The organism is Ilumatobacter sp. (assembly GCF_030065885.1).
In the GTDB taxonomy this organism is placed as follows: domain Bacteria; phylum Actinomycetota; class Acidimicrobiia; order Acidimicrobiales; family Ilumatobacteraceae; genus Ilumatobacter.
This window is the reverse complement of the sequence record NZ_JASJCS010000144.1, coordinates 1-11,601: the sequence shown is the minus strand read 5'-3', so window position 1 is coordinate 11,601 and position 11,601 is coordinate 1. Positions and strand designations below refer to the sequence as shown.

Below are 11,601 nucleotides of genomic sequence, written 5' to 3'. Positions count from 1 at the left end.
AGCGCCGGCGGGAACAGGTCGGCCGCCGTCTTGCCGACGACCTCGCCGGCGCCCCGGACGCCTGCCCGCCCCGGTGGCCGGATTCGTCAACGGACCCGACTCGACGTGGTGAGATGGAGTCGTGCTGGAACGCTCGCTCGAGGCGGTGACCGACGTGCTCGCCACGACGCCTCATGTGATGTTCTGCGTCAAGTCGGTCGAGGGCCGGTATCTGTCCGCCAACCGTGCGTTCGCGGAGCGGGCAGGCGTCCGGGGCGCCGGCGAGGTCGTCGGCAAGACGGCGGCCGACCTGTTCCCGCCGGCGCTGGCCGAGCAGTACGAGGCGCAGGATCGCCGGGTGATCGAGTCGGGTGAGATCCTCACCAACGAGCTCGAGCTGATCACGCGGCCCGACCGGTCGTTCGGGTGGTTCCTCACGTCGAAGGCGCGCTGGACCGACGACGACGGGAACCCGGTCGGCGTGGTGAGCGTGTCGATCGACCTGCGGACGCCGAGCGACGCGGCGGCGCCGCACGCGCAGCTCGCCCGCGCCGTCGACGTCGCCCGTGAGCGCTTCCGCGAACCGATCGCCGTGGCCGAGCTCGCCGAGGCCGCCGAGATGTCCACGTCGCAGCTCGAGCGCATCGCGCGGCGCGTGCTGGGGTTGACGCCTAAGCAGCTGATCATGCGGTTCCGGCTGGAGGAGGCGCTGCGGCTGCTCGCCACCACCGACCTCGCCATCGCCGAGGTCGCCGCAGCCTGCGGATACTACGACCAGAGCGCCTTCGGCCGGCATTTTCGACGCGTGGTCGGCTACTCGCCGGCGGCATACCGCGACGACCACTGATCAGCTGCCGCGCTGGTGCGACCTCGCACGCGTGGATCCAATGTCATCGCCGCACCGATCCCCGATGGGCTGCTGATCGCACGTCGCCGACGCGCTGATCCTGCGTCCGGGCGAGCGGCCCGGTACGGTCCGCGCGTGACCGACACGTCGCCGGCCAGGTCGGCGTCCGCAGTGCTGCGCAAGCTCGTCATGCCGATCTACGCGCCGGTGGTGCTCAGCTACATCGGCCTCGGGATGCTGGTGCCGGTCCTACCCCTCTACCTGACCGACGCAGGGATCTCACTCCGACTGGTGTCGGTCGTGCTCGCCTCGCTCGGCCTCGGGGCGTCGCTGGGCGGGCTCCCGGCGGGCGCGCTCATCGGTCGCTTCGGTGAGCGCGCCGTCGTGATCGCGGCCGTGATCGTCTTCGGCGGCGCAACGGCCCTCCTCGGCGTCACCGACGTCGCGTTGGCCCTCGCCGCGCTCCGCATCGCCAGCGGTGCTGCCAATGCGGCCGTCAGGTTGTCGCGCCAGACCTACATCACACGACGCGTCGGGCTCGGGCACCGGGGCCGGGCGATGTCGATGATCGGCGGCTCGTTCCGGATGTCGATGTTCGTCGGCCCGCTCGCAGGAGGGGCGCTGGTCGACGCCGTCGGGTTCAGCTCGACGTTCGCGATCGCCGGCGCGCTCTCGTTGACCGGGCTCGTGCCGCTGGTCCTCGACCGTGAGGAGCTGCCTATGCTGCCCGACGCAGGCACGCCCGCCCGGCGCGTCGGCATCCTGCGGGCCATCGCCACCCACCGGCGGCTGCTCGCCTCGGCCGGCGTCGTGCCGATGCTGGTGATGGCGGTGCGCGAGGGCCGACTGGTCGTGATCCCGCTGATCGGCGACGAGCTCGGGCTGTCCCCGACGGCGGTCGGGGCGCTGGTCACCGTCGGCACCGCCGCCGACCTGCTCCTGTTCCCGGTCGCCGGATGGGTCATGGACCGCTTCGGCCGCCTCGTGGCGATGGTGCCTGCGTTCGGTCTGATCGCGCTCGGCCTGGTGCTCCTCGGCGTCGCCGACGACACCGCCACCGCCGTCATCGCCGGTGCTGTGATCGGGATCGGCAACGGGATGAGCAGCGGCACGATGCTGACGCTCGGCAGCGATCTCGCGCCGCCGGACTCGCCCGCTCAGTTCCTCGCAGGGATGGCCACGATCCAGGACGGCGGTCGTGTCCTCGGTCCGCTGATCGTCGGCGTCGTCGGCGACGCGCTCGGGCTCGGCGCGGCCTCGATCGCGCTCGCCGCCGTGCTCGTCGCCGCGGTCGCCTGGCTGGTGACCGTCGTCGGTGAGACCGGCCGCCGCCCGGCTGCCGCGACCTGAAGCCAGCGCCGAACGCCGAGATCAGGTGCCGAGCAGCTCGGGCGTCTCGATGACGAGGTCGTCCTCGAGCGACCGGCTCGGCGTGATCCCCTGCGCGCCGAGACGACCGTGGTACTCACGTGTCGCGTCGTCGGGCTCGACGGCTCCGTCGGCGACGTGGCGCAGCAGCTCGATCATGGCGAGCGGATCGTCGGCCTCACGGATGCGCCGCCCGAGTAAGGCGACACGGCCACCGTGCTGCTTCACCTCACTGACCAGCTTGAACGTGTCGTGGGCGGTGCTGGCGGGACCGCCGAGCACCCCGACCACGAGTGGGGTGTACGCCACCAGGTCCTCGAGCGCCTGCGGCCCGTTGTAGGCGACCTTGAGGAACTGCGGCTGCGTGGCACGCGGCACGCCGGCGAACATGCGGGTGATGCAATCGTTGACGTAGTCCGCGACCGGACCGTCGATGGGATTCGGGGCGTTGGGGTTGAAGACCTCGACGAAGTACCGGAAGCCCTCGTCGGCGGCCTCCTGGCGGAACTGCCGGAACCGTTCGAGGCTCCGCTCGTCGGCATCGATGTCGTTGTTGAACGTGATCGACCACAGCCCGAGGTCGACGTCGGGCACCTGCCCGAGCGTCGGGGTCAGGGTGCCGTACATGGCCTCGCGGACCGTCGTGGACGCGAACGGGCGTGACCGCTCGGCGAGGTAGTTGCCGCCACGGGCCTTCCAGATGTCGGTCGTGTCGTTGGCGCGGACCGCCGGGGTGACCGGTGAGCCGGTGAAGAGCTGGCGGTCGCGAGCGAGCACGTCCATCGCCGAGACCGACGTGAGCAGGATGTCGATGTGAGCCTGCTCGACCGCGGCCTCGAGCGTGTCGTGGAAGTGCTCGAGCGATCGGTACCGCCCGACGAACGGTCGCATGCCGCCGCCCATGTCGCAGTCGGCCGCGTAGCAGATGACGAACGCTGTGGAGTCGGCGTTCCGGTGAACGTCGGCGAGGGCGACGTCGAGGCTCTTCACACCTCTCGACGGTACCAACGCGCCGCGCCCGGCGACCCGGGCCATAGGGCCCGTTCTCCCCCGTCATTTCAGCAGCGCACGCGAGCCCGGACGGCCGCCGGACCGCCGGTCAGCGGTGGAACTCGACCCGGAAGCGCGCCCCGCCGTCGGGCCGGATGTGGTGCGGCTGCCCGGGTGGGATCACCTGCGTGTCACCCGCCCGCAAGGTGCGGGGTGGGCCGGGCCGCTCGTCGAAGACGAACACGACCGAACCGGCGTCGACCACCAGCCGGCCCCAGACCCCGTCGGCGACCCGGTGCGCCGCCAGCAGTCCGCTCGGCACGCTGCGGGCGTCGAACCACGGTGTCACCCGAACGAGCTCGACGTCGTCGGGCAGCCGGTCCGCCTGGCTCATCTCGGGCATCATGCCGCACTCGCACGCCGCCGGGCGAGTGGCACGGTCACCGGGCGGCGGCCCTGGCGCGGTACCAGTCGATGTAGGCCCGCACGTGGTCGGCGTCGTCGTCGCTCAGTGGTTCGCCGCCGTGGTGCAGCACGTGACCGCCACCCGTAGGGCGGGACGGGCGGGGCGCGGTCGTCTCGCCCGCGAAGCGCCGCATGGCGTGGTCGAGCCGGGCGAGTGCCCAGCCGACCATCTCGGCATCGTCGCCCAGCTCGTCGGTCACCGCGTCGTGCATCGCCGAGAACGGGACCTTGGCCGCGTGGAACCGGCGCTCGCCCTCGGCGGTGAGCCGGTAGATCGACTTGCGGCCGTCGCTGACGTCGGCCTCGCGACGGAGCAGGCCTGCACGCTCCATCGAGCGGAGGTGACGGGACGCGGTCGGCACTGGCGTACCGGTGCGTGCGGCGACCTCGCCGACCGATGCCGGACCGCGGGCGAAGAGCACCGACACGATGGCGTACTCGGGACCGTCGACGCCGGACCCGAGGAGCGCCGCCGAGGTCAGGGTTCCCGCGAGCCGGGATGCGACGAAGAGCTGGTACAGCGTCGACAGCGGCGGGGTTGCGGTGGTCTCACTCATCGGCTAATTACTCTCATATGAGAGAATATCAGGCTCAGTCGAGAATGTTGCTGATCGTCGCAGCACTTGCGGGCACGACGGCGTGCGGGGGCGGTGGAGCGACCGGCACATCATCGGACCCCGCGTCGAGCGCGAGTGCGCCCCGACCGCCCGAGGACGAGCCCGCCGCGACGGCCACATCCACCACCACCACCACCACCACTCCGACGACGACCGCCACGACGACCACGACCACCGGGGCGCCGACGTTCACGCTCCGGTCGGACGAGCCCGTGGTCGAGCCGCACGAGCTCGACCGCTTCGTGAACCCCGGGGCGGTCGTCGTCGACGGCGACGGTGTGTTCCACATGTTCCGGAACTCGTTCCTGCGCTACCCCGGCACCTCGGTCACGTGGCACCTCACATCGCTCGACGGCGTCGAGTGGACGGTCGTCGGCGAGGCGCCGGTCATGACCTCCGAGCAGGTGACCTACGCCGACGGCAACGTCTTCGTCTTCGCGGCGTACGTCACCGACGACGGGACGTGGGTCGGTTTCTTCGACACGTTCGACGGCACGGGCGAGCCCGGCTTCATCGGCCGTATGACCGCACCCGGCCCGGACGGCCCGTGGGTGGTCGATCCGCAGCCGGTGCTCGAGCCGGGGCCCGAGGGTGCGTGGGACGCCGATCGTGTCTCCGAACCGTCACTGATCATCGACGGCGGCGAGCTCGTGATGTTCTACACGGGCGCCGCATCTCGAACGTCGGCGATCGGACGTGCCACGTCGCTCGACGGGCTGGTGTGGACCAAGCACGACGATCCACTCACGACCGAACCACTCCTCGCCGAGAGCGACCCGGTGCTCGAGCCGCCTGACTGGGCCGCGCGGTCGGTGGCGGGGGCACAGGTGGTCCGCAGCGACACCGAGTGGAGGATGCTGTTCCACGCGCCGCGCACGTTCGATGTCGGGCTCGCGACGAGTGCCGACGGCGTCGAGTGGACCACCGGCACGGCATTCACCGACGCCTCTGAACTGCCCACCGGTACCGAGACCTACCAGAGCGAGCTGCTGCTGACCGACGGGGAGTACCTCTGGTGGCAGGAGGTCGGGAAGGGTTCGAGTCGGACGGCTGTGTACGCGCTCTCCCTACCAGAGGACGCGTGGTGACTCACTCCCCGTAGGGAGCGAAGCTCGGCTCGCGCCGCTCGAGGAAGCTCGCGACCCCCTCCTTGAAGTCGGGTCGCAGCACCGATTCTTCCATCAGGCGGTTCGACTCGGCCAGGGCGGCGTCGATCGACATCATCGGATGCGTGTACAGCTGCTGCTTCATCACCGCCATCGACGTCGGTGAGACGTTGACGGCGAGATCGCGGGCGTAGGCGAGCGTCTCGTCCATCAACCGTTCGGGAGCGACGACGCGGTTCACGACGCCGAGCTCCTTGGCCTCCTCGGCCAGGAAGATGCGGCCCGAGAGCATGATGTCGAGGGCCACCGACTGCCCGACCAGCCTCGGCAACGTCCACGACGACCCGTGCTCGGCGATCAGCCCACGCCGGCTGAACGCGGCGGTGAACTTCGCACCCTCGGCAGCGAACCGGATGTCGCAGGCGAGCGCGTGCACGAAGCCGAGGCCGGCGCACGCCCCGTTGATGGCGGCGATCACCGGCTTCGGGATGCTCATCGCGTGGGCGTGGTGCCAGGTGGTCCGATCCGGGCCGGGGCGGCCGTGCACGTCGGCGCCCTCCCCGATGGCCTGCAGTGCATCCATGTCGGCGCCGGCGCAGAAACCGCGCCCGGCACCGGTGACGACGATCACCCGCACGTCCGGGTCCGCGGCCGCGCGATCGAGCGACGCGAAGTAGCCGCGGTGCAGGTCGGGGCTCCAGGCGTTCAACCGGTCGGGCCGGTTCAGCGTGATGACCGCCACCCGATCGTCGACCTCGTACAGCACCGCACTGCTCATCGCGTCCCCCTTCGTCGTGTCTCGGCCACGCTAACGAACCGCCGACGCGGCGCTCCGGCCGAGCCCGCTCGAGGACACCTCACCACTCGGCGTGACATGACGACAGCCGAGCGTGAGTCGGTGGTGTACGATCGCTCACGTCGGCGGCGGGCACCGGGCTCGTCGACCGTCCTCATGGGGAGAGGATTCATGACTCTTGCGCACAAGTCCGCGCTGACCGGCGGCGTCATCGCACTCGTCTCGATCGCCGGCGTCGCCGGTGCCACATTCGGGGTGACGACCAGCGGCTCGGGTGACGGCGCCGCCGAGGTGTCGTGTCCGGGCGGCATGACCCGCCTCGGCCACCCGTTCGACGAGAACATGTCGGTGTTCCCCTTCGACCCGGCGATCAGGATCAGCAACGACTACACGGTCGCCGAGGACTTCTTCCTCGTCGAGGACATCGACACCGGCGCACATGCGGGTACACATCTCGACGTGCCGGCCCACTTCATCGCGGGCGGCCGGTCGCTCGACGAGTTCACCGCCGAGGAGTTCGTCTGGCCCGCCTACAAGATCGACGTGCGCGGCATGACGTTCACCGACAACTTCGTCGAGGTCACCGACATCCTGGCGTACGAGGAGGAGCACGGCGAGATCGAGCCCGGCTCGCTCGTGATCCTGCAGACCGGTGCCGAGGAGTTCTTCGGGCTCGACGGCCCGGGCGATTCGCGCGGGTTCGCCCCACCGGACCCCGATCGACCCGAGCTCGACGACCAGGCGCTGAACATCGACGACCTGTTCGACTTCGTCAACCCAGGGTTCTCCGGCGCCGCCGTGCAGTGGCTGTTCGACGAGCGCGACATCGACGGTGTCGGCGCCGACGCCTACGGGCCGGATGCGGCGACCGACGATCTGTTCGACGCGACGTTCACGACATTGCTCAACGACGGCGTGGCGCTGGTCGCGATCGCCAACCTCGACTCGGTCAGCGTGAAGAACGACGTCATCATGGCCCCGACCGTGGCGCTCACCGACGGCTCCGGGTTCACGACCGATCCCATCGCCTGCCACGGCGCGCCGGGCGACGACGACAGCAGCGACGACGACAGCAGCGACGACGACAGCGACGACTGACCTGACGACCGACGCCCAGCGGCCCCGGCTCGGCGGACGTCACCCAGCACCGATCGAGCTGTTGAGCACTCCCGGGCGACCGAACGTTCGGAGCGCCGTCAGACGCCCACGTCGATGCGGCAGATCCACGGCTCGCCGACCTCGGGGTCGAGGATCGCCGTCGGCCCGATGACACCGGTGACCGGGTTCTGCTCGAAGCAGGTGACCTGGACCAGCGTGCCCTCGGGCGCGCCCAGGACCGTGGGCGCGATCGCACCCGCCCAGTCACCACGGCACTCGAAGAAGCGGAAGCCGGGGGCATCCGACGACAGGTAGGTCGGCGCGACCGCCGAGACACAGGCGTCCGACCCGATGTCGACGTCGTTCTGCCGGAGCTCGATCCGCAGATCGTCGACGAGTGCCGCGTCCGCCTCGACGACGAGCTGGATCAGGCCGACGATCGGACCGACCGGCTCCTCGTTGATGCACCCCCACAACAACTGCGTGACACCGTCCTCGTCGACGGAGTCCGCGATGTGGACGGTGTTGTCGAAGTCGGGTGCATTTCCCGTGCCCAGACCTGGCAGGCAGACGAAGGGCTGCTCGACCCCGGAACCGTCGACGTCCTGCCGGGGGATCACGTAGCTGCCCTCGGCCATCGGATCGCACTGCAGCGTCAGCTCGCTCTGGGCGTACTCGCCGTGGGGCAGATCGATGCGGCGGCACGCCACCGGCACCGGCTGGCCGTCCAGGTCCCGGATCTCGATCGAGTCGACCGCGGCGGCATCGACGCCGAACATCATCACCCGGACGCCGGGCGGCTGCACGCGGAGGGTGCAGTACACAAACCCGTCGACACCCACGTCGGCGACCAGTGGGTCCCAGTCGTCGTAGGCGCCGACCGGAGCACAGCCCAGCTCGGGTTCGACGCCGTTCACGGGTGCGGCGCCGATCTGGTACACCGCGCGCTCGAGGTCGCCACAGAGGTACCTCGCCTCGGAGGTGAAGCTGGCCGAGTCGTCACGAAAGCAGTTCGTCGCGAAGGCATCGACGCCGTCGAGGGAGACCGTCGGCACGATGTCGTCGACGGTCTCGGGTGTCGCGAGCACTTGGATCTCGATCCGTCCGGGGGCGTCGTCGACCTCGACGATCTCGTCGACCTCGTCGACCCGTGGCTCCGGCTCGGGCTTCGTGACCTCCGGGGGCGGGCTGTCGCGCTGCTCGTCGGCGACCGCCGTCGTCTCCGGCGGAGCGGGAGGCACGGTCGTCGTCGTGGCCACCGCCGAATCGATCCCAGGGGCTTCGATGGTTGCGTCGGTGGCGAGCTGGTTGGCGTCGCCCCCCGTGCTGCAGGCGGCCGCGCCCAGCAGGAACGCAGCGATCAGTGCGACGGGCCGAGGACTCATGGGAGTTGGACGCACCGGAGCGCGTCCCGGTTCCCTGCGGCGACCAGGAGTCTCGGCCGTGCGAGCCACCGGACCAGGATACGACGCCCAGCAGGCTCGGGGCCGGCGATCATCGGTCGTGACGCGCCCGGTGCGCCCGTCGGGCCGGGCCCGCTCGCGACTACGTGCGCGAGATCGGGATCCGCTTGGTCTCGGCCTCACTGGTGTCGATCGGGATCCTCACCTCGAGGATGCCGTCGACATAGGTGGCCTTCACATCGGCCTCCGTGGCGCCGACCGGGAGCCGGATCGCCCGGGAGAACGAGCCGTAGTGGAACTCGGAGCGGTAGCCCTTCTTGTCCTCGGTCGTCGACTCCACCCGACGCTCGGCGTGCAGCCGTAGCATGCGATCGGACACCGTGATCTCGACGTCCTCGTCGGGATCGATCCCCGGCATCTCGGCTCGCACGACCAGCTCGCCCTCGTCCTCGTACTCCTCGACGCGGAGATCGTTCTCCTCGAAGAGGTCCTTCCAGGTGTCGGGCCAGTCGAAGAGCCGTCGACCGCCGAACCACATCGGCCAGTCGAGCTCGTTGCGCTGCTTGATCAATGACATGACGAACCTCCTTCCGTCCTCCACCCTCATTGAAGCCCTCGGGCCGGCGCGATGCCAGAGTCGTTCGACAGACCCCCTGGTCACGGCCCCGGCCGCTCCCCGGTTCGTCGACGGGTTCCTGCCGCGACCTGGTGTCCGCGCGTGCCGCTCGGGCAGACTGCTCCCATGACGGACCGGATCGTCGACGTCTGGATGCAGCACCCGACGTTGCGGCACTCGAATCACGAGATGTTCGACTCGCTGAAGCGCTGGCTCGGTCAGGAAGGCGACCTCACCGAGGCGCTCCCACTCGAGCTGACGATCGCAGCGATGGACGCAGGCAGCGTCGACGTCGGACTTGCGGCTGCCTGGTACGGCCCCGAGGGCTCGCTGATCGACAACGACGAGGTCGAAGGCTTCGTCCAGCAGCATCCGGACCGTCTGCGTGCAGTGGCAGGCGCCGACCTCCGTCGGCCGATGGAGGCGGTGCGCGAGCTCCGGCGCCGCGTCGACGAGGGCTTCGTGGCGCTGCGCATCGTGCCGTGGCTGTGGGAGCTGCCGCCGACCGATCGTCGTTACTACCCGCTCTACGCAGCCTGCGTCGACACCGGTGTCCCGTTCTGCACCCAGGTCGGCCACACCGGGCCGCTGCGTCCGTCCGAGACCGGCCGGCCGATCCCGTACATCGACCAGATCGCGATCGACTTCCCCGAGCTGGTCATCGTCTGCGGGCACATCGGGTATCCGTGGACGACCGAGATGATCGCGGTCGCCGACAAGCACCCGAACGTCTACATCGACACCAGCGCGTACACGGCTCACCGCTACCCGGCGGAGCTCGTCGCGTACATGGCGGGTCGCGGGAAGCGGAAGGTGATGTTCGGGACGAACTACCCGATGATCACTGCGGACCGGGCGCTCGCCCGGCTCGACGAGTTGGGCCTCGACGACGAGGCCCGTGCGCTCTTCCTCGCCGGCAACGCAGACCGGGTCTTCGGCCTCTCGAGCTGACCGCGGGCGTCGTCGTCTCCTCCGACCGCCTCGGTCCTACCGGCGGCCATGAACGCCTGGAACGTCGCGCCGTCGCAGATCGTGTCCGACGAGACGACCAACCCCTCCTGCACCGTGAGATGGTCGGCGATCTTCACGCGGGCGTCACCGTTCACGGCCTCGTACACCTGGATCGCCGTGCCGTCGTCGTAGGCGTCGGCGACCAGCGTCGTCACGGCCTGTTGGGGCCAGCCCCCGAACGAGAGGAACTGCTCGCGCCCCACGACGGTCAGCTCGCCGGCACGGAACACGAAGTCCTCGTGCATGTACTGGCGGAGCACGTCGGGCCCCTGCCTGGTCGACCAGGCCTCGAAGTAGGCACGGGCGACGTCACGGGTCTGTGCTGCGTTCATGTGGACTCCTTGCTGGTGTCGTCGGTCAGGTGGCCGGTGAGAGAATCGAGCGCCCGCTCCCAGGCGTCGGCGAACTCGCCGGGACCGGGCGGGGTCGGCAGCCGGCGGTGGTGGATCTCGAGCCGGGTGCCGCGCTCGATCGGCAAGAGACGAAACGTCACCATCGTCTCTGCGTCGTCGCCGTCCCACTGGTTGGTCATGGCGACGAGGTGCGGCGGATCGACCTCGACAATCGTCCCCCGCAGGATTGCGGTCGCGCCGTCGGGGTGCATCACCCACCGGCAGGCACCGCCGGGCCGTAGGTCGATCTCGACCTCCGAGGTGCTGATGCCCTTGGGCCCCCACCACTGCACCAGCTCGTCGGGGTCGGTGAGGGCGGCGAACACCCGCTCGACGGACGCCGCGAACTCACGCCGGACGGTGATCTCGTTCCCGGTCACTCCCCCGGCTCCGTTCTGCCTGGTTCGCCGAGGTGGTCGGCGAGCGAGTCGAGCGTCGACTCCCAGAACGCCGTCTGCTCCTCGAGCCAACGGCGCGCCTCGACGAGCCGCCCGTGCCGGAGGCGGCAGCGGCGGTATCGGCCGGCGGGTGAGCGCTCCATCAGCCCGGCCGACTCGAGCACCCGCAGGTGCTTCGAGACCGCCGGCGCCGAGATGTCGAACATCGTGCGCAGCTCGGCAACCGTCGCATCGCTCTGGTGGAGCCGCTCGATGATCGTCCGGCGGGTCGGATCGGCGAGCGCGCCGTAGACCAGATCGAGGTCGGAGGACATGCACTCATGATGAACCACTTGGTTCAGTGTCGTCAAGGCGGGCTCCTCCCGTGGCGGCCGAGCGGTGGGGAAAACCCGACGGGCGCGACACCGGGTGGCGGGCCTGACGGAAGGGCGCCCGCAGGCACACGATGGTGACATGAGCACACCGCCAGACGTCTCGCCCGAGCCCTCCCCCACGTCCACCACGTCCCCCCCCTC

The 11,601-nt window shown here is 70.1% G+C and carries 14 protein-coding genes; 5 read left to right on the top strand and 9 right to left on the bottom strand.

Going from position 1 to position 11,601, the window contains the following annotated elements:
- Positions 1-121: 121 nt before the first annotated feature.
- Positions 122-826, top strand: coding sequence for a helix-turn-helix domain-containing protein (locus tag QNJ12_RS21440; protein ID WP_300625818.1), 705 nt, complete (start codon positions 122-124; stop codon positions 824-826).
- A gap of 135 nt (positions 827-961) precedes the next feature.
- The gene (locus QNJ12_RS21435; RefSeq protein ID WP_300625817.1) at positions 962-2,176 is read left to right on the top strand and encodes an MFS transporter; all 1,215 of its coding nucleotides are present in this window, start codon (positions 962-964) and stop codon (positions 2,174-2,176) included.
- A 21-nt stretch (positions 2,177-2,197) separates the two neighbouring features.
- Here the strand turns inward: QNJ12_RS21435 and QNJ12_RS21430 are convergent, their stop codons facing one another.
- The 4 genes from QNJ12_RS21430 to QNJ12_RS21415 all read right to left on the bottom strand — a co-directional run bounded on the left by QNJ12_RS21430 (position 2,198) and on the right by QNJ12_RS21415 (position 4,441).
- On the bottom strand, positions 2,198-3,184 hold the full coding sequence (locus QNJ12_RS21430) for a hypothetical protein (protein WP_300625816.1): 987 nt from the start codon (positions 3,182-3,184) through the stop codon (positions 2,198-2,200).
- A 109-nt stretch (positions 3,185-3,293) separates the two neighbouring features.
- Positions 3,294-3,578, bottom strand: a complete 285-nt coding sequence (locus tag QNJ12_RS21425; RefSeq protein WP_300625815.1) for a DUF1971 domain-containing protein — start codon at positions 3,576-3,578, stop codon at positions 3,294-3,296.
- A gap of 46 nt (positions 3,579-3,624) precedes the next feature.
- A complete protein-coding gene (locus QNJ12_RS21420; RefSeq protein WP_300625814.1) occupies positions 3,625-4,206 on the bottom strand; it encodes a MarR family winged helix-turn-helix transcriptional regulator in 582 nt (193 codons plus the stop codon).
- A gap of 34 nt (positions 4,207-4,240) precedes the next feature.
- The gene (locus QNJ12_RS21415) at positions 4,241-4,441 is read right to left on the bottom strand and encodes a hypothetical protein (RefSeq protein WP_300625813.1); all 201 of its coding nucleotides are present in this window, start codon (positions 4,439-4,441) and stop codon (positions 4,241-4,243) included.
- A gap of 37 nt (positions 4,442-4,478) precedes the next feature.
- Here QNJ12_RS21415 and QNJ12_RS21410 point away from each other — a divergent pair, with 37 nt between their 5' ends.
- The gene (locus QNJ12_RS21410; protein ID WP_300625812.1) at positions 4,479-5,354 is read left to right on the top strand and encodes a hypothetical protein; all 876 of its coding nucleotides are present in this window, start codon (positions 4,479-4,481) and stop codon (positions 5,352-5,354) included.
- 1 nt (position 5,355) lies between these two features.
- Here the strand turns inward: QNJ12_RS21410 and QNJ12_RS21405 are convergent, their stop codons facing one another.
- Entirely contained in the window at positions 5,356-6,150 is a 795-nt protein-coding gene (locus QNJ12_RS21405; protein WP_300625811.1) for an enoyl-CoA hydratase, read from the bottom strand.
- A 189-nt stretch (positions 6,151-6,339) separates the two neighbouring features.
- Here QNJ12_RS21405 and QNJ12_RS21400 point away from each other — a divergent pair, with 189 nt between their 5' ends.
- A complete protein-coding gene (locus tag QNJ12_RS21400; protein ID WP_300625810.1) occupies positions 6,340-7,266 on the top strand; it encodes a cyclase family protein in 927 nt (308 codons plus the stop codon).
- Between the two features lie 98 nt (positions 7,267-7,364).
- Here QNJ12_RS21400 and QNJ12_RS21395 read toward each other — a convergent pair whose 3' ends face one another.
- Both QNJ12_RS21395 and QNJ12_RS21390 read right to left on the bottom strand, forming a co-directional pair.
- Positions 7,365-8,651, bottom strand: coding sequence for a hypothetical protein (locus QNJ12_RS21395; RefSeq protein ID WP_300625809.1), 1,287 nt, complete (start codon positions 8,649-8,651; stop codon positions 7,365-7,367).
- A gap of 160 nt (positions 8,652-8,811) precedes the next feature.
- Positions 8,812-9,246 (bottom strand): Hsp20/alpha crystallin family protein, encoded by a 435-nt coding sequence (locus QNJ12_RS21390; protein ID WP_300625808.1) that lies wholly within the window; start codon positions 9,244-9,246, stop codon positions 8,812-8,814.
- A 165-nt stretch (positions 9,247-9,411) separates the two neighbouring features.
- Here QNJ12_RS21390 and QNJ12_RS21385 point away from each other — a divergent pair, with 165 nt between their 5' ends.
- A complete protein-coding gene (locus QNJ12_RS21385; protein WP_300625807.1) occupies positions 9,412-10,236 on the top strand; it encodes an amidohydrolase family protein in 825 nt (274 codons plus the stop codon).
- Positions 10,237-10,624: 388 nt separating this feature from the next.
- Here the strand turns inward: QNJ12_RS21385 and QNJ12_RS21380 are convergent, their stop codons facing one another.
- Entirely contained in the window at positions 10,625-11,068 is a 444-nt protein-coding gene (locus QNJ12_RS21380) for an SRPBCC domain-containing protein (protein WP_300625806.1), read from the bottom strand.
- Positions 11,065-11,400, bottom strand: coding sequence for a helix-turn-helix transcriptional regulator (locus QNJ12_RS21375; RefSeq protein WP_300625805.1), 336 nt, complete (start codon positions 11,398-11,400; stop codon positions 11,065-11,067). The genes QNJ12_RS21380 and QNJ12_RS21375 overlap by 4 nt, the downstream gene beginning before the upstream one ends.
- Between the last annotated feature and the right edge of the window lie 201 nt (positions 11,401-11,601).